Origin of the sequence: Streptomyces sp. NPDC050703, assembly GCF_040654435.1 — a bacterium.
Lineage (GTDB): Bacteria > Actinomycetota > Actinomycetes > Streptomycetales > Streptomycetaceae > Streptomyces.
Map to the genome: position 1 here is coordinate 173,444 of NZ_JBFAHX010000011.1, position 17,633 is coordinate 191,076.

A 17,633-nucleotide genomic window follows, 5' to 3' on the forward strand; every position below is an offset into this window, starting at 1 on the left:
AAGGAGTCGATCATGCTCAGTACCCGTTTCGTCCCGGGCGCTCCCGTCTGGGCCGACACATGCGCCCCGGACCTCGACCACGTCAAGGATTTCTACCGCGAGCTCTTCGGCTGGGAGCTGCGGCGCGGAGGCCCGGAAGTGGGGGGATACGGCCAGTTCCGCCAGGGCGGGAGGACCGCGGCCGGGGCGATGGCCGTGCCCGCCGACATGAGCCCGCCCGCCTGGACGCTGTACTTCCGCGCGCAGGACGTCGACGCCACGGTGAAGGCGGTGGAGCAGGCCGGGGGCGGCGCGGTCTTCGACACCACGGACGTCCTCGACCTCGGCCGCATGGCGGTGCTCACCGACCCGGCGGGCATCCAGTTCGCCGCGTGGCAGCAGGGACGGCTCAAGGGCGTCGATGTGGTGAACGAACCGGGCGGCCTGGTCTGGACCGAGCTGTACACCCCGGACGTCGCCGCGGCCACGGGGTTCTACGGCTCGGTGTTCGGCTGGCGGACCGTGGAGCAGTCCTTCCCCGGCGGCACCTACACCATGGTGTATCCCGGGGACGGCACCGAGGACGACATGTTCGGCGGCGTGGTCCCGCTCGACAGCGATCCCTCGGAGGCGGACGCGGGGGCCTACTGGCTGCCGTACTTCCAGGTGACCGACTGCGACGCGGCGGCCGCCGCGGCGGGGCGGCACGGCGGGACGGTGCGGATGGAGCCGGTCTCCATGGAGGGGGTGGGCCGTTTCGCCAAGCTGGCGGACCCGGCGGGCGCCCGCTTCGCGGTGCTCCAGCCGTCGCCCGCGTAGGCCCGCGGCCGGGGTGAGCGGCGCCGGACCGCCGCCCGCCGGGGCGCGTGCGTCCCGAGGGCGGCGGCCCGGCCGCGGGGGGCCGTGATCTGCGGGGGGCGACCGGCGTCCGGTGGTTTCGCGCGCCGCCGGCCGGGGCAGGTCTCCGCCGGGCTGAACGGCCCGCGCCGCGGCGTTGATCGTTCGTTGATCGGTTGTTTCGCGGGCTCGGGCAGCATCGGTGCCATGCAGATCGACACGACGGCCCAGCCCCAGCTCGCCTGGCAGGAGCAGGCACTGTGTGCCCAGACCGGAGCCGACTTCTTCTTCCCCGAGCCCGGCAGCTCGGTGCGCGAGGCGAAGTACATCTGCCGGATGTGCACCATGCGCTCGGCCTGCCTGGACTACGCACTCGCCAACGACGAGCGCTTCGGCGTCTGGGGCGGGCTCTCCGAGAAGGAGCGGTACGCCCTCAGACGCGCCGCCCCCCGCGCCTGACCGCCCGCCCACAGCGGCCGGCACGCGCGTGCCGGCCATGAAGCCACCCGCCGCGACGGAGGGCGCCCGCCACGGGGGACGGGCGGGCGCCCTCGGGCGTGCGGTTCCGGGACCCCGGCCCGCGGGACCGCGGTCACAGCGGCCCCGCGCTCACGCGTACGTGACCGTGAACCGCCGGGTCCCCGCCGGGACCTGGACGTCGTCGCCGGAGACGGTGAGCCCGCGGCCGTCCGCGGTCGCCGCGCGGACCCGGCCGAACCGGCAGGGATAGACGTAGCGCACCCGCTCCGGCGCCTCGCTCACGTCCACCGTCACCGTCCGCGCGCCCGCGTCGTGGACGAGACGGTAGCCGAAGGGCTCGCCGAACAGCGTCGGCGCCGCCTCCACGGCCACCGCGGCACCGTCGGGCACCCAGTGCGGACGCACGCCCGGCGCGACGTACAGATGCGGGTCGCGGTCCTCGTCCGCCTCGAAGAGCAGGATGTCGCGGATCAGGAGCAGGTACTCGGCGGCGGCCCAGCCGTGCGGGATGTCGCCCATGTACCAGTGCCGTGAGGGCACTTCGCGGAAGTCCGACGCGAGGGTGAAGGCGTGCTGCTCGTTCCACGCGCCGAGGGCCACCGCCCGCTCCTCGGCCCGCGGGAACGCCGCCCCCACGATCCAGCCGAGCAGCTCGTCCATCCGCCCCGGATCGCCCGCCAGCAGGTACGCGTGCGCCAACTGCGTGGTCAGATAGGGGCCGAAGGCGTTCCACGCGGCCTCGTGCCGGTAGCCGCCGGAGACGAAGTGCGCGTACATCGTGTCCAGCGTCCAGCGCGCCGCCCTGTCGATGTCGGGCCCCAGCTTGCTGCCCATGTGCAGCCGCAGCGGATGGAAGAACGCCGCGGCGCCGATCATCGTCGAGTCCAGGCGCCCCACGTCACCGGGCCCCGTCGGGATGTACGTCTCCCACTCCCCGCGCCGGCGCTGCTCTTCGAGCACCCAGCGGATGGAGGCCGCCGTGGCCCGCTGCACGTCGGCGAAGGCCGCCCACAGTTCGGGAACGTCCGGCGCGCCGATCCGCTCCGCGAGGCGCGCCGCCTCGTACAGGCCCGCCAGCGCCCACAGGTCGTCCCAGTAGTGCGGCTTGTCGCGCTCGCCCAGGTGCTCGGCGCTCCAGCCGCTGTGCAGCAGCCCGTACTGGTCGCGGTTGTCGCGCAGCCACCGGGCGCCGTCGATCACGTACGGGGTGTAGAGCCTGGCGCCGAACGCGGCGGCGCGGCCCCGCGTGCGGTCGAACCGGCCGATCGCCCAGAGCGCCTGGCCGTTGCTGTCCCACTCGCGGTCGTCGCGCTCGTGCGGGCCGCCGTAGAAGCCGTACTCGGCGCACGGCCCGACGCGGCCCGTGCCGCGGTTGAACTTCAGCGGATAGTGCGTGCCGAGCTGGTGCTCGGCGAGCGCCGCGTCCCCGACCAGCGAACAGGCCGTGGCCTCCACGGACGAGTCGCGGATCCAGAACGAGTCGTAGACCGTCGGGCCCGGGTGGATCTCGCCCCCGTCGGAGAGGATGAGCAACTGCGAGCGCGCCTCGCGGAACAGGTCCGTCAGGTGCCCCACCTCGCGCGGCAGCTCCGGCTGCACCCCCTGCTCGCAGAGTTTCGTCGTCCAGAAGCGGCGGTTGGCCTCCTCCAGGTCGGCCGCGGGGGGCCCGGTGATCTCGGCCAGGTCGGCGGCCCCGCTGTAGAAGTCGACGGGCAGCCGCGCGTCGAGCTCGAACACCTCGTCGTCGACGACCCGGAACGGCCACGCGAACGCGGCGCTGCACAGCCCCGCGATCTGGTCCTGCGCCTGGAGCGCGCCGTTCAGCTTGCCGCCCGTGACCAGGTCGTGGAAGGGGCTGTGCGTCAGATAGACCCCGGGGTCGTACGAGAGACCGGGGTTGCCGTACACCCCGTACTGCTCGGGAGCTCTGTCGAACACCGGGCCCCAGCCCGTGTTGGTCTCCACCCGGTTCTCCTCCGGCAGGTGCCGCAGGAAGGTGAGCCGCCTGTCGGTGATCTGGCGGCCGTTGCGGTCGTGCCGCTGGAAGCCGCTCGGCCCGGCCGGCATGACCGCCGCGCAGAGCCAGCCCTCGCGCGGTCGCCCGGTGACCGAGCCCACGGTCAGCCGCGTCACGACCAGGTCCCGCTGCCGGGCGCCGACCGTCGTCGCGAAGGTGCGCTGCACGAACGCGACGCCGTCCGGCGTGCGGAAGTCCGTCAGGACCACCGGCAGGTGCGGCGCCTCCATGCGCTGCACGACCTGCCCGCCCTCCGGGAGCTGCGGCAGGTTCAGGGCACCCGTCGCGGGGTCGAAGAGGAAGAACGACAGGCAGTACTTGTCGTAGACCGGCTCGATCTCGCCCGCCTGTCCCACCAGGGACTCCTGGCGGTGGTCCTTCACCCCGACCATGTGCCAGTAGCGGTACAGGGCGTTGGAGGCCAGGGCGGCCTCCTTCGATGCGTAGGTGCCGGAGTCGAAGTCGTCGCTCCAGCGCCGGAAGGCCTGCTGCGCCCACCACGGCACGGGGCAGGGCACCTGCGCCCTCCCCGCCCAGCTGCGCCACATGACCTCGTAGAACATCCACTCATGGGTCTGCGCCATGGGTCGTCACCCCCGCGTCCACCGTTGCACCGGGGAGCGCGGCCGTAAATCGCCGCGGCGATGGTCGGTACGCGGACGGGCCGGGACCGCGCCACGCGGCGCGGTCCCGGCCCGTCCGGTGAGCGGGAGCCGGGGAGGTCAGGCCCCCCGGGCCGCCAGCCGCGCCTTGCGCGCGGCCAGCTTCTCGTCGAACTTGGCGGCCTCCGCGTCGAGGCCGCCCATGAAGAAGCCGAGCTCCTCCTGGGCCTTGAGGCCCTCGGGGCCGAGGCCGTCGATCTCCAGGACCTTCAGGTGGCGCAGCACGGGCTGGAGCACGTCGTCGTGGTGGATGCGCAGGTTGTAGACCTCGCCGATCGCCATCTGCGCGGCGGCCCGCTCGAAGCCGGGCATGCCGTGTCCCGGCATGCGGAAGTTGACCACGACGTCCCGCACGGCCTGCATGGTCAGGTCGGGCGCGAGCTCGAAGGCGGCCTTCAGGAGGTTGCGGTAGAAGACCATGTGCAGGTTCTCGTCGGTCGCGATGCGCGCCAGCATGCGGTCGCAGACGGGGTCGCCTGACTGGTGTCCCGTGTTGCGGTGCGAGATGCGGGTCGCCAGCTCCTGGAAGGCGACGTAGGCGACCGAGTGCAGCATCGAGTGGCCGTTGTCCGACTCGAAGCCCTCGCTCATGTGCATCATGCGGAACTGTTCGAGCTGGTCCGGGTCGACGGCGCGCGAGGCGAGGAGGTAGTCGCGCATCACGATGCCGTGGCGGCCCTCCTCGGCGGTCCAGCGGTGCACCCAGTTGCCCCAGGCGCCGTCGCGGCCGAAGAGGGAGGCGATCTCGTGGTGGTAGCTGGGCAGGTTGTCCTCGGTGAGCAGGTTGACCACCAGGGCGGTCCGGCCGATGTCGGTGACCGGTGACTGGCCCTTCTCCCACGCTTCGCCGTCCTCGAAGAAGCCGGGGAAGTTGCGCGCGTCCGAGAACGGGACGTACTCGTGCGGCATCCAGTCCTTCGCCACCTTCAGGTGGCGGTTCAGTTCCCGCTCGACCACTTCCTCCAGCGCGTAGAGCAGACGGGCGTCGGTCCAGCTGTCCGCGCTGCCGAGGTGGGGAGAGGTGATCGTCACGTGGGCTCCATAGGGGGACGGGAGTACTTACGGGCAGTGCGAGCGGTGCACTACCTACGGTGTCGTAGGTTACGTTGCCGTAGGTTAAGCCCTCCGTAAAGAGAGTGGGAAACCGGTACCCCTGAGCGCCCCGGCGTAACAAGGGCCTCCCCGCTGGTCAGGCGTACAGCTCCCGGAGCCGCACTGAGAGACACGTCACACAGCCCTCCAGCTTCTCGAACTCGCTGATGTCGACCGGAACCGGGTCGAACCCCAGCTCGGCGAAGAGCTCCGCGCTCTTCGGCGCGCTCGCCGCCATGAGCAGCTTCGCCCCGCCGAGGAGCACCACGTGCGCGCCCGCCTCCTCCGGCACCGCGAGGAAGCGGGGGAACAGCGAGCCGCTGTCCACCAGCGGCTCGTACCCGATGACCGTACCGTCGGGCAGCGCCGTCACCGCCGACTTCAGGTGCAGGACCTGGGTGACGGGGACGGTGACGACGCGCGCGCCGAGCGGCTCGAAGACGGCCCGCACCTGCCGCACGCCCTCCGCGTTCGTCCTGCCGCCCCGCCCCACGTAGATCGTGTCGCCCACCTTGAGGACGTCACCGCCGTCCAGCGTGCCCGGCTCCCAGACCCAGTTCACCGAGCAGCCGAGCCGGCCCACCGCCTCCTCGACGCCAGGCGTCTCACCGCGCCGGGACTTCGCGCCGGGCCGGGCGATCAGCGCGACGTTGCGGAAGACCACCACCGTGTCCTCCACGAAGACCGCGTCGGGGCAGTCGTCGGCCGGCTCCACCTCCAGGGTCTCCCAGCCGTGAGCGGCCAGTGCCCCCACGTACGCGTCCCACTGCCGCAGCGCGAGGTCCCGGTCGACGGGCGCGCGGCGGAGGTGGGTGACCAGGCCGTCGGCGACGCGTGGTCCCGGGCGGCGGATCAGGGCCTTCTTGCTGGGCACGGGCTCTCCTCACGGGTGCGGGGCAGTGCCGCACATCATGCAGCGCGCGCTCGCCGCCCGCCCAGGGCCCGGCGCAGATGATCGGCGGTGAGGGACTCGCCGTCCGCAGCGAGCCGCGCCGGGGTCCCCTCGAAGACGATCCGCCCGCCGTGCTTGCCGCCCTCGGGGCCGAGGTCGATCACCCAGTCCGCGTGCTTGACGACGTCCAGGTCGTGCTCGACCACGAGGACGGTGTTGCCCGCGTCCACGAGCCGGTCGAGGAGCGCGAGCAGCCCGTCGACGTCCGCCATGTGCAGCCCGGTGGTCGGCTCGTCGAGGACGTACGTGGTGCCGGTGCGGTGCAGCTGCGTGGCGAGCTTGATGCGCTGGCGCTCACCGCCGGACAGGGTGCTCAGCTGCCTGCCCAGCGTGAGGTGGCCGAGCCCCACGTCCCGCAGGGCGCTCAGCCTGCGGCGCACCCCCGGGTCGTCGAACGGCGCGAAGAACTCCAGGGCCTCGTCGGCCGTCATCGCCAGGACGTCCACGACGGACCGGCCGCGGACGGTGAGCCGCAGCACCTCGTCCTTGAACCGCCGACCCTCGCAGCGCTCGCAGGTCGTGGTCACCGGGTCCATGAACGCCAGGTCGCTGTGGATGGTCCCGCGCCCCTGGCAGTGCTCGCACGCGCCGCGGGAGTTGAAGCTGAACAGGCCGGCGTCCGTGCCGGTCTCCCGGGCGAAGATCCTGCGGATGGTGTCCATGACGCCGAGGTAGGTCGCCGGGGTCGAGCGGCCCGAGACGCCGATGGACGACTGGTCGACCACCACGGCGTCCGGATGCGCCTCGGTGAACACCTTCACCAGCGTGCTCTTGCCGGAACCGGCGACGCCGGTGACCGCCGTGAGCACCCCGGCAGGCACGCGCACGCTGACGTCCTTGAGGTTGTGCAGGTCGGCGTCCTTGATCCAGTGGCCGCCGTCCGGCTCGCGCGGGTGCTCCTTGACGCCGGTCGTGCGGCGCAGCGCGCGTCCGGTGAGGGTGTCCGCCCGGCGCAGCTCGTCCGGTGTGCCCTCGAAGACGACCCGGCCGCCGTCGCCGCCGGCGGCCGGTCCCATGTCGACGACGTGGTCGGCGACCGCGACGACGTCCGGGTCGTGCTCGACGACGAGGACGGTGTTGCCCTTGTCGCGCAGGCGCAGCAGCAGGTCGCACAGGCGCCCCACGTCGCGCGGGTGCAGGCCGACGCTCGGCTCGTCGAAGATGTACGTCATGCCGGTGAGGCTGGAGCCGAGGTGGCGCACCGTCTTCAGGCGCTGGCCCTCACCGCCGGAGAGCGTCGACGTCTCGCGGTCCAGGCTCAGATAGCCGAGGCCGATCGCCTCGATCCGCTCCAGTGCCGCCACGGCCGCCCGCGCGATCGGGCCCGCCACCGGGCCGTCGACGCGCCCCAGCTCGCGGATCAGGTCGCTGACCTCCATCCGCGTGCAGTCGGCGATGCCCAGACCGTTGACGCGGGTGGCGAGCGCGGCCGGGTTGAGGCGGGCGCCGTGGCAGGCGGGGCACGGACCTTCGGCGAGGAAGCCCCGCACCAGGTCGCGGGTGCGCTGGGAGAGCGTGGACAGGTCGCGGTTGAGGTAGAGCCGCTCGAAGCGGTCGGCGAGGCCCTCGTAGTCGATGTCGCGGGCGCCCCCGGTGTTGTCGACCGTGACCTTCGCCGCGCTCCGGCCGCCGCGCAGCAGGAACCGCCGCTCGCTCTCCGTGAACTCGCCGACCGGCTTGCGCGTGTCCAGGTCGGGGGTGTGGGTGTACGTCTGCCCCTGCCAGGTCCCCGCTGCGAACGGCGGGAAGAGGATCGCGCCGTCCGCCAGGGACCTGGCCGGGTCGAGGATGCGGCCGTAGTCGGGCCGCACCGTCCTGCCGAGGCCGTCGCACTCCGGGCACATGCCCGCGGGGTCGTTGAAGGAGTACGCCGTCGCCGGGCCCGCGCTCGGGGTGCCGTGCCGGGAGAACAGCACTCTGATCACGGAGTAGACGTCCGTCATCGTGCCCACCGTGGAGCGCGAGTGGCCGCCGACGGGCCGCTGGTCGACGACGATCGCGGGCGAGAGGTCCTCGATGGCGTCCGCGTGCGGCCGCTCGTACTTCGGCAGCCGGTTGCGGACGAACCAGGTGAAGGTCTCGTTGAGCTGACGCCGGCTCTCGACCGCGATCGTGTCGAAGACGACCGACGACTTGCCCGAGCCCGACACCCCGGTGAAGACCGTGAGACGGCCCTTCGGGATGCGCAGGTCCACCTCCTTGAGATTGTTCTCGCGGGCTCCGGCGATGACGATGTGCTGGTGGGTGTCGTGTCGCTTGTCATGGCGCATGCTGGCGAAGCTAGCCGGGATACCCGACAGCCCCTGTCTTCTTTTCCTGGGTGATCTCCGTCAGCTCCCCGTCCATGTTCAGCCAACGCGTGATGCCGATGGATTCGAGGAACGGCAGGTCGTGACTGGCCACGATCAGCGCCCCCTGGTACGACTCCAGGGCCGTCGACAGCTGCCTGACGCTCGCCATGTCCAGGTTGTTCGTCGGCTCGTCGAGCATGAGGAGCTGCGGCGCGGGCTCGGCGAGCAGCAGCGCCGCGAGCGCCGCGCGGAAGCGCTCGCCGCCCGAGAGGGTGGCCGCCCGCTGGTCCGCCTTGGCCCCCTTGAAGAGAAAGCGGGCGAGCCGCGCCCTGACGCGGTTGTTCGTCGCGTCGGGCGCGTACGCGGCCACGTTCTCGGCGACGGTCAGCTCGTCGTCGAGCACGTCGAGGCGCTGCGGCAGGAAGCGCAGCGGTACGTGCGCCAGGGCCTCGCCGGAGACCGGGTCGAGCTCTCCCGCGATGGTCCGCAGGAGCGTGGTCTTGCCGGCTCCGTTCCGTCCGACCAGCGCGATCCGCTCGGGGCCGCGCAGCTCGAACACGCCCTTCACCCGGGCCCCGTGGCGCAGGTCGAGGCCGTTGAGGGTCAGGACCGTGCGCCCGGGGTGCACGAGGGTCCGGGGCAGGTCGACGCGGATCTCATCGTCGTCCCGCACCGCCTCCACGGCGTCGTCGAGGCGCTCCTTGGCCTCGGCGAGCTTCTCCTCGTGCAGGATGCGGTGCTTGCCCGCCGACTCCTGGGCGGCCCGCTTGCGGGCGCCCATGATGATCTTCGGTTCGCGCTTCTGGTCCCACATCTTCTGGCCGTACCGCTTGCGGCGGGCCAACTTGACCTGGGCGTCGACCAGTTCGCGCTTCTGCTTGCGCAGGTCGGACTCGGCGACGCGCACCATGCGCTCCGCCGCCTCCTGCTCCACGGCGAGGGCGGCCTCGTACGACGAGAAGTTCCCGCCGTACCAGGTGACCTCGCCCTCGCGCAGGTCGGCGATCTGGTCGACCAGGTCGAGGAGCGCACGGTCGTGGCTGACGACGACGAGGACCCCGGACCACGCCTCGACGGCCGCGTACAGCCGCCGGCGCGCGTACAGGTCGAGGTTGTTGGTCGGCTCGTCGAGCAGGAGCACGTCCGGCTCGCGCAGCAGCAGCGCGGCGAGGCGCAGCAGCACCGACTCGCCGCCCGACACCTCGCCGGTGGTGCGGTCGAGGCCGAGGTGGCCGAGCCCGAGCCGGTCGAGGGTGGCGAGGGCGCGCTCCTCGACGTCCCAGTCGTCGCCGACGGCGGTGAAGTGCTCCTCGCTCGCGTCGCCCGCCTCGATGGCGTGCAGCGCGGCGCGGGCGGCGGCGATGCCGAGCACCTCGTCGACGCGGAGGCCGGTGTCGAGGGTGACGTTCTGCGGCAGCCGGCCGACCTCGCCGGAGACCTTGACGGTGCCGTCGGTGGGGGTGAGCTCCCCGGCGATCAGCTTCAACAGGGTGGACTTACCCGAGCCGTTGACGCCGATGAGCCCGGTCCTGCCGGGGCCGAAGGCCATCTGGAGGCCGTCGAAGACGCGGGTCCCGTCGGGCCAGGTGAAGTCGAGCGACGTGACGGTGACGGAGGTGGGGTGGGTAGACATATGGGCCTCGCGGTTGCGTGGTGTGGAGCGCGGTCAGGGCAAACGCGTTCGAGACACCGCGGCGGGGGTGAGGCCGGAGAGAGAAGGAAATGGCCTGTGCCGGGGGAGACGGGACGGCTCATGCGCCGAGGTCGCACACGCGGCGAACACGACAGCGGAGGGCTGCGTGACGCGGTGTCTCATGACCTCAGACGAGCAACGTCCTTCTCCTGACGACGGCAACAGAACCGCTGTCAACGTACGAGGGGGCGTGGCGGGTGTCAACGGATTAACGTCGTCGAGGAGGCCCCGCCGTCCGCGAGGCCCCGCCGTCCCCGTGTCGAGGAGGCGCCATGCACTACGGCACGCTCTCCCTGCCCGCCAGGCTCTTCCTGCTGTCGTGGAGCCCGGACCGGCACAGGTTCACCGGAGGCCCCGACCTCCACCTCGCGGTCCGCGCGGGCGCGCTGGCGGAGCTGGCCCAGCGCGGGCTGCTGCACGAGGCGGGCGGCACCCTCACGCCCGTCGCGGGCAGCCGCACCGGTGACGCCGTGCTCGACGGCGTCCTGGACCTCGTCGAGCGGTCCCGGCCCCGCGGCTGGCGGGGCTGGGTCACGCACCGCTCCGGCGCCACCCTCACCGCGGTCCGCGACGAGCTGACCGCCCACGGCCATCTGCGCGCGGGGCACCGGCGTGCCCTCGGGATCTTCCCCGTCCGGTACTGGGAGCCGGAGCGCGCGGACCACGCCGAGACGCTCCGGGCCGAGGCCCTCGCCGTGCTGCGCGGCCCGCTGCCGGTCACCGACGTGGCCCAGGGCGACGCGGCCCTCGTCGTCTGCGCGGCCACCGGCAAGGTACGCCCCCTCGTCACCGGCAGGGACCGCAGGCGGCACAAGGACCGGCTCGAAGCCCTGACCGACCGCGGCGGCGGCTCCTCACCGGAGCTGCGCTCGGCGATGCGCGGCCTCCGCAAGGCCCTGGCCTCCGCGGTGGCGGCGGCCGAGGCCGCCCGCTCGTCCGGCTCGGGAGGCGACGGAGGCGGTGGCTAGCAGGCGTCCCGCATCAGCGCGGCCAGGTCCTCGTCGAGGTCGACGTGGCGGTGCTCCTGGCCGAGCGGCACGAGGGCCGTCGTGCCGTGCAGGAAGCGGCGCAGCTCCCCGGTGCGGACGTGGACGATCGCCGTGCCCTCGGGCGCGTGGAACTCCACGACCGTGCGGTCGAAGCCGTACGGACGCACGCGGACGTCGCCGTCGCCGGTCGCGTGCTCCACGCCCTGGGTGAGCAGCTCGCGGGCGAACGTCCAGCAGACCTCGACGCCTTCCAGGGTCGCGGGGGCGGGGAAGCTCATCCGGACGGCGAAGGGGTCCCGCCGGTCGTAGTGCAGGGTCGCGGGAATGGTCTGCATCCGCGGCGCGGCGGCGACCAGGCGGGCCTCTACGGCTTGCTCGATGACGGTGGACAACGCCTGCTCCCTCACTGAACTGCTGGACGACTGGGGTCGACACCTGGATAGACGACGGAATGACGGAATCCGTGCACATCGAGGGCGGGTGGGACCGAGTGACCTCTGTCACCGCGACACCGTGGAGGGCCCGGCGGTTCCCGGCGGCCCGGGCGCGGGGGACGCCTTCAGGCCATCTGGACGGACCCCGGCGCGTCGGCTAGCTTCGCCCGCCATGAGGGCCATGGGGAAGTCGAAGTCGATGAGGCGCACGGTGCTCGCGGGACTCTGCGGGGCGGCACTCGCGGGAGCCGTGCTCGCGGCCCCCGCGCAGGCGCGCACCGGCGGCCAGGAGGACCCCTTCGCACAGGGTCTGAGCTGGCGGCTCAAGGAGAGCGGCACCGAAGCGCGCTTCCGCGGACTCGCCGCCGTCAGCCGTGCCACGGCCTGGGTGGCCGGCTCGGGGGGCACCGTCCTGCGCACCGCGGACGGCGGCGGGACGTGGCGCGATGTGTCCCCGCCGGGTGCCGGGAGCCTGGAGTTCCGGGACGTGGAGGCCTTCGACGGCCGGCGCGCGGTCGTGCTCGCCATCGGCGAGGGCGAGGCCTCCCGGGTGCTGCGCACCGACGACGGCGGCGCGACCTGGACCGAGTCCTTCCGCAACACCGACCCCAGGGCGTTCTACGACTGCATGACCTTCTTCGACCACCGCCACGGCCTGGCCGTGAGCGACCCGGTCGACGGCAGGTACCGCATCCTGTCCACCGCCGACGGCGGCCGCTCGTGGAAGGTCCTGCCGGACACCGGGACGCCCGCCGCGCAGCAGGGCGAGGCGGCGTTCGCGGCGAGCGGCCAGTGCCTGGTCAGCACGGGTCCGCGGGACGTCTGGCTCGCCACCGGCGGCGCGGCCCGCGCACGCGTCCTGCACTCCGCCGACCGCGGCCTGACCTGGCGGGCCACGGACGCGCCGGTCCCGGCGGGCGACCCGGCCCGCGGCGTCTTCGGCCTCGCCTTCCGCGACCGTACGCACGGCATCGCGGTCGGCGGCGACCACCGCGCCGGCCAGGCGTCACCTGAGGCCGCGGCCACCACCCGCGACGGGGGCCGCACCTGGCGCCCCGCCGGGCAGCCGCCGCCGGCCTACCGCTCCGGCGTCACGTTCTTCCCGCACGGCCGCGCCACCGCCCTCGCGGTCGGCCCGACCGGCACCGACGTCACCTCGGACGGCGGCCGGACCTGGCGCACGGCCGACGCCGGGTCCTACGACACCGTGGACTGCGCGGGCCCAAGGGGCTGCTGGGCGGCGGGCGAGAAGGGCCGGGTCGCCCGCCTTGAGCGCGGCTGACCACCCGCGCCGCACATCACGCGGGAAGCTGCTCCCGGTAGGGGGCCAGCGCCGGTGCCGTCCTCGTCGCACAGAACTCGGTGACGCGGTACTCGCAGACCCCGGCCCGCGTGTACGGGTCGGAGGCGATGATCTCCTCGACGCGGGCGCGGTCCGGCGCGACGGCGATGAGCACGCCGCCGTCGCGCGGGTTCTTGCGCCCCGACGCGATGACGGCCCCGGCTTCGTAGAGCTCGTCGAGCCAGGCGACGTGCGCCGGCAGGTGTTCGTCGACGGTGGAGAGGGGCGCGGTGTAGCGCAGTTCGAGAACAAACATGACCGCGAGGCTACCGGGCCCCTGGGCCCGTGGGCCCGGCGGCCTCGCGAGAGCCGGCCGGCTGGTCGCCGGTCTTGGCCGTGCCGTTCGGCGGGGTCGTCCGCGGCTGCGGGGACCCGCTGCCGCCGGTGAGGCCCTTCAGGAGTTCGGCCAGGTCGACGCCCGTGGTGGAGCTGAGCAGTTCCATCCCCTGGGCGACGTTGTCGGCGACCGTACGGGACAGCCGGCCCGCCCCGTCCGTGGAGATCACCGTCATCTTGTCCACCGCGCTCAGCGGCTCCGACGCCTTGGCCACCACGCTGGGCAGGACCTCGACGAGCATCTGCAGGATCGCCGCGTCCCCGTACCGCGTGAACGCGTCGGCCTTCTTGTGCATCGCCTCCGCCTCGGCCGAGCCCTTCGCGCCGATCGCGGCGGCCTCGGCCTCGCCCTCCAGACGGACGGCGTCGGCCAGCGCCGCGCGCTGCGCCTTCTCGCCCTCACCGGTCAGACGGGCCCGCTCGGCGTCGGCCTCGGCCTGCTTGACCAGGCTGATCCTGCGCGCCTCCGCCTCCTGCTCGGCCTGGTAGCGCGCGGCGTCGGCGGGCTTGCGGACCTTGGTGTCCAGCTCCCGGTCGGTCAGCGCGGCCTGGCGCTGGGCGACCTTCTCCTGCTCGGTCAGGACGTCCTGCTGCCTGGCCGCCTCGGCGAGCGGTCCCGCGGCGCCGGCGCGCGCCGCGGCCTCGTCCGTCTCGGCCTTGATCTCGGCCTGCTTGAGGTAGAACGTCCGCTGGGCGACCGCGATCTCCTCCTCGGCCTTCAGCCGCGCCTGCTCGGCGGCGCGGCGCGCCACCGCCTCGGCGATGTCCGCCTCCTGCCTGGCGCGCGCGGCCTCGGGGCGTCCGAGGTCCTCCAGGTACGAGCCCTCGGTGGTGATGTCCTGGATCTGGAAGGCGTCGAGCACCAGGCCCTGTCCGGAGAGGCTGGCCTCGGCCTCCTCCGCGACCTGCCCGGCGAAGGCGGCGCGGTCCCGGATGATGTCCTCCACCGACATCCGGCCCACGATCGAGCGCAGCGCACCGGAGAGCACTTCCTGGGTGAAGCCGACGATGCCGTCCTGCTGCACGAGGAACCGCTGCGCGGCGGCGCGTATGGAGTCCTCGGTGCCGCCGACCTTCACGATGGCCACGCCTTCGAGATTCGCCTTGACGCCGCGCAGCGTGACGGCGCCGCGCACCGCGATCGGGATGTGCCGCGACGACAGGTCGAGGGTGAACTTCTGCTGCACGAACGGCACGACGAAGACGCCGCCGCCGACCACGACCTTCTGGCCGCTGTTGTCGGTCATCACCCGGCCGGTGTCGGGATCGGTGGACTTCTTGCCGCGCCGCCCGGTGACGATGAAGGCCTCGCTCGGCCCGGCCACCTTGTAGCGGGTGATGACGACGAGCGCCAGCAGGACGAGGAGTACGACGACTCCGGCGACGGCGGTCAGGACTGGACTCATATGCGCATTCCCCCCTGCCACCCGGGGACGGCAGATCGGTTACATGGTGGTGGGCCCGGCCCACGCGGCGGTGGGCCTCGCCCAGGTACTGGTGGGCGGTCGCGGTGGCGCCCGGGCTCAGCGCTCCACGGGGCGCACCGCGACCGAGGTGGACGTCAGGGCCGACTCGACCCAGACCTCGGTGCCCCGCGCCACGGCGGCGGAGCTGCGGGCGGCGAACTTCACGGGCTGGCCCGCGAGACGCAGCAGCACCTCGCCGTAGCCGTCGGCCGGGATCGCGGTGACCACGGACCCCGCGGTGCCCACGAGGTCGTCGCCGCGCGGCGTGGCCGCGGTCTGGTCGCGCATCAGGGCGCGGGTCGCCCGCCAGGTCAGCAGCCCCGCCCCGGCGCCGGCGCAGGCGCCCGCGGCGGTGGCCGCGCCGGCGCCGAGGCCGGTCGTGCCGAGCACGATCGCCCCGCCGAAGCCGAGCATGGACAGGAACCCGGCGATCACCGGGAGCGAGAGGAGACCGTCGAAGAGGCCGTCCAGGACGCCCGCACCGTCGAAGAGCCCTTCGAGGACCCCGTCGAGGACGAGCGAGAGCACGAGCAGGACGATTCCCGCGATGCCGAGACCCAGAAAGACCGTCATCGGATCGTTCCCCCGTCCCTCGCCGTCCGCCTCGGTACGGACCGAGGCTGTCACGCACGGACGGCCACCCGCATTGCCGGATTCCGGCAATCTTCACGCGTCTTTGATGCCGGTGGCCCCGACGGGGGCTACCGCTAGGCTCCCGCCCCGTGATCGATTACCGACTCCCCGAAGCGTGGCCGACCGGCGAGAAGGCGGCACTTGCCGTCCAGGACGCGCTGCGGCCCCGCGTCCTCCTCGACGGTTCGGGGCCGCGGCCGGGCACCGGGCACGTGACGGGCGTCGACGTCGCGTACGACGACGAGCGGGACGTGGTGGCCGCGGCCGTCGTGGTCCTCGACGCGGCGACGCTCGCCGTCGTCGAGGAGGCCACCGCGGTCGGCGCCGTCGCCTTCCCCTACGTGCCGGGCCTCCTCGCCTTCCGGGAGATCCCGGCCGTGCTCACCGCGCTCTCCCGGCTGGCCGCCGACCCCGGCGTCGTCGTCTGCGACGGCTACGGCGTCGCGCATCCGCGCCGCTTCGGCCTCGCGAGCCACCTCGGCGTCCTGACCGGGCTGCCGACGATGGGCGTCGCCAAGAACCCCTTCACCTTCACCCACGAGGACCCGGCCGCGCCGCGCGGGAGCGCCTCGCCCCTGCTCGACGGCGCGGAGGAGGTCGGGCGCGCGCTGCGCACCCGCGAGGGCGTCAAGCCGGTCTTCGTCTCCGCCGGCCACCGGGTGACCCTGGACCAGGCCTGCGCCCACACGCTGAACCTCACGCCCCGCTACCGGCTGCCGGAGTCCACCCGCCGCGCGGACGCGCTGTGCCGCGCGGCCCTGCGCGCGGCGGCCGGTCAGGGCCCCTCGGGGCCGCGGGGAGCGGCCGGTTGAGAGGCGCGAGGACGAGCGGGTTAGCATATGAGCGCCGCCTAGCTCGAAAGATACTCCTGTGACTGTCAATGACGACTCGTTCACCAATTGGAAGAACCGCGAGGAGATCGCGGAGTCGATGATCCCGCTCATCGGGAAGCTGCACCGCGAGCGGGACGTCACGGTCCTGCTGCACAGCCGCTCCCTGGTGAACAAGTCGGTGGTCAGCATCCTCAAGACGCACCGGTTCGCCCGGCAGATCGCCGGCGAGGAGCTCTCGGTCACCGAGACGCTGCCGTTCCTCCAGGCCCTCACCACCCTGGACCTCGGCCCCTCGCAGATCGACCTCGGCATGCTCGCCGCGACGTACAAGGGCGACGACCGCGGGCTCTCGGTGGCGGAGTTCACCGCCGAGGCCGTGGCCGGCGCCACGGGTGAGAACAAGATCGAGTGCCGCCGGGGACGCGACGTCGTCCTCTACGGCTTCGGCCGCATCGGCCGCCTCGTCGCCCGGCTGCTCATCGAGAAGGCCGGCTCCGGCAACGGCCTGCGCCTGCGCGCCATCGTCGTGCGCCCGGGCGGCGGCCGGGCCGCCGACGACCTCGTCAAGCGCGCCTCGCTGCTGCGCCGCGACTCCATCCACGGCCAGTTCCAGGGCACGATCACGGTCGACGAGGCGAACAGCACGATCATCGCCAACGGCAACGAGATCAAGGTCATCTACGCCAACGACCCCTCCGAGGTCGACTACACGGCGTACGGCGTCAAGGACGCCATCCTCATCGACAACACCGGCAAGTGGCGCGACCGCGAGGGCCTCTCCCAGCACCTGCGCCCCGGCATCGACAAGGTCGTCCTGACCGCGCCCGGCAAGGGCGACGTCCCGAACATCGTGCACGGCGTCAACCACGACACGATCAAGCCGGACGAGCAGATCCTGTCCTGCGCCTCGTGCACCACCAACGCGATCGTCCCGCCGCTGAAGGCGATGGCGGACGAGTACGGCGTGCTGCGCGGCCACGTGGAGACCATCCACTCGTTCACCAACGACCAGAACCTGCTGGACAACTACCACAAGGCCGACCGCCGCGGACGCTCCGCGCCGCTCAACATGGTCATCACCGAGACCGGTGCCGCCTCCGCCGTCGCCAAGGCGCTGCCCGACCTCAAGGCGCCCATCACCGGCAGCTCGATCCGCGTCCCCGTGCCGGACGTCTCGATCGCGATCCTCAGCCTGACGCTCGGCCGCGAGGCCACCCGCGAAGAGGTCCTCGACTACCTCCGCAACGTGTCGCTGACCTCGCCGCTGAAGCGTCAGATCGACTTCACCAGCGCCCCGGACGCGGTGTCGAACGACTTCATCGGCTCGCGCCACGCGTCGATCGTCGACGCCGGCGCGACCAAGGTCGACGGCGACAGCGCGATCCTCTACCTCTGGTACGACAACGAGTTCGGCTACTCGTGCCAGGTCATCCGCGTCGTGCAGTACGTCTCCGGGGTCGAGTACCCGACGTACCCGGTGCCGGTGGCCTGATCCCGCGGCCGTGGAGGGGTGCCCCGCGCGGGGCCCCCTGCGCGCGCCGGGCGAGCGGACCGGCCGGGTCTACGCCGCCGCCCGGGGGGCGCGGCCGGACAGGGG

At 73.0% G+C, this 17,633-nt stretch carries 15 protein-coding genes; 6 read left to right on the top strand and 9 right to left on the bottom strand.

Going from position 1 to position 17,633, the window contains the following annotated elements; translation table 11 throughout:
* The first annotated feature begins 12 nt into the window (after positions 1-12).
* The gene (locus tag AB0I16_RS13760; RefSeq protein WP_363249547.1) at positions 13-798 is read left to right on the top strand and encodes a VOC family protein; all 786 of its coding nucleotides are present in this window, start codon (positions 13-15) and stop codon (positions 796-798) included.
* Between the two features lie 225 nt (positions 799-1,023).
* Positions 1,024-1,275: a WhiB family transcriptional regulator gene (locus AB0I16_RS13765; protein WP_363249548.1), complete on the top strand. Its 252-nt coding sequence runs from the start codon at positions 1,024-1,026 to the stop codon at positions 1,273-1,275.
* Positions 1,276-1,425: 150 nt separating this feature from the next.
* Here the strand turns inward: AB0I16_RS13765 and AB0I16_RS13770 are convergent, their stop codons facing one another.
* From AB0I16_RS13770 to AB0I16_RS13790, 5 genes are all read right to left on the bottom strand, one after another.
* Complete coding sequence (locus AB0I16_RS13770) at positions 1,426-3,897, bottom strand: hypothetical protein (protein WP_363249549.1); 2,472 nt, start codon at positions 3,895-3,897, stop codon at positions 1,426-1,428.
* Positions 3,898-4,035: 138 nt separating this feature from the next.
* The gene (locus AB0I16_RS13775) at positions 4,036-5,007 is read right to left on the bottom strand and encodes an acyl-ACP desaturase (RefSeq protein ID WP_363249550.1); all 972 of its coding nucleotides are present in this window, start codon (positions 5,005-5,007) and stop codon (positions 4,036-4,038) included.
* A gap of 157 nt (positions 5,008-5,164) precedes the next feature.
* On the bottom strand, positions 5,165-5,941 hold the full coding sequence (gene ddaH, locus AB0I16_RS13780; protein WP_363249551.1) for a dimethylargininase: 777 nt from the start codon (positions 5,939-5,941) through the stop codon (positions 5,165-5,167).
* Positions 5,942-5,976: 35 nt separating this feature from the next.
* On the bottom strand, positions 5,977-8,289 hold the full coding sequence (locus AB0I16_RS13785; RefSeq protein ID WP_363249552.1) for an excinuclease ABC subunit UvrA: 2,313 nt from the start codon (positions 8,287-8,289) through the stop codon (positions 5,977-5,979).
* 10 nt (positions 8,290-8,299) lie between these two features.
* A complete protein-coding gene (locus AB0I16_RS13790; protein ID WP_363249553.1) occupies positions 8,300-9,943 on the bottom strand; it encodes an ATP-binding cassette domain-containing protein in 1,644 nt (547 codons plus the stop codon).
* A gap of 332 nt (positions 9,944-10,275) precedes the next feature.
* Between AB0I16_RS13790 and AB0I16_RS13795 the strand changes: the two genes are divergently transcribed.
* Complete coding sequence (locus AB0I16_RS13795) at positions 10,276-10,971, top strand: GPP34 family phosphoprotein (protein ID WP_363249554.1); 696 nt, start codon at positions 10,276-10,278, stop codon at positions 10,969-10,971.
* Here the strand turns inward: AB0I16_RS13795 and AB0I16_RS13800 are convergent.
* Positions 10,968-11,384 (bottom strand): SsgA family sporulation/cell division regulator, encoded by a 417-nt coding sequence (locus AB0I16_RS13800; protein WP_363249555.1) that lies wholly within the window; start codon positions 11,382-11,384, stop codon positions 10,968-10,970. The genes AB0I16_RS13795 and AB0I16_RS13800 overlap by 4 nt on opposite strands.
* Positions 11,385-11,598: 214 nt before the next feature.
* On the opposite strand from AB0I16_RS13800, the gene AB0I16_RS13805 reads away from it, so the two are divergent.
* Positions 11,599-12,708, top strand: a complete 1,110-nt coding sequence (locus tag AB0I16_RS13805; RefSeq protein WP_363249556.1) for an oxidoreductase — start codon at positions 11,599-11,601, stop codon at positions 12,706-12,708.
* A 16-nt stretch (positions 12,709-12,724) separates the two neighbouring features.
* Here the strand turns inward: AB0I16_RS13805 and AB0I16_RS13810 are convergent, their stop codons facing one another.
* From AB0I16_RS13810 to AB0I16_RS13820, 3 genes are all read right to left on the bottom strand, one after another.
* Positions 12,725-13,024 carry a YciI family protein gene (locus AB0I16_RS13810; protein WP_363249557.1) on the bottom strand — a complete coding sequence of 100 codons (300 nt, stop codon included), beginning with the start codon at positions 13,022-13,024 and terminating at the stop codon, positions 12,725-12,727.
* A gap of 10 nt (positions 13,025-13,034) precedes the next feature.
* A complete protein-coding gene (locus AB0I16_RS13815) occupies positions 13,035-14,510 on the bottom strand; it encodes an SPFH domain-containing protein (protein ID WP_363249558.1) in 1,476 nt (491 codons plus the stop codon).
* 117 nt (positions 14,511-14,627) lie between these two features.
* A complete protein-coding gene (locus AB0I16_RS13820; protein ID WP_363249559.1) occupies positions 14,628-15,143 on the bottom strand; it encodes a hypothetical protein in 516 nt (171 codons plus the stop codon).
* Between the two features lie 149 nt (positions 15,144-15,292).
* Between AB0I16_RS13820 and AB0I16_RS13825 the strand changes: the two genes are divergently transcribed.
* Positions 15,293-16,015 (top strand): endonuclease V, encoded by a 723-nt coding sequence (locus tag AB0I16_RS13825; RefSeq protein ID WP_363249560.1) that lies wholly within the window; start codon positions 15,293-15,295, stop codon positions 16,013-16,015.
* Between the two features lie 58 nt (positions 16,016-16,073).
* Positions 16,074-17,528: a glyceraldehyde-3-phosphate dehydrogenase gene (locus AB0I16_RS13830; RefSeq protein WP_363249561.1), complete on the top strand. Its 1,455-nt coding sequence runs from the start codon at positions 16,074-16,076 to the stop codon at positions 17,526-17,528.
* Positions 17,529-17,633: the final 105 nt, after the last annotated feature.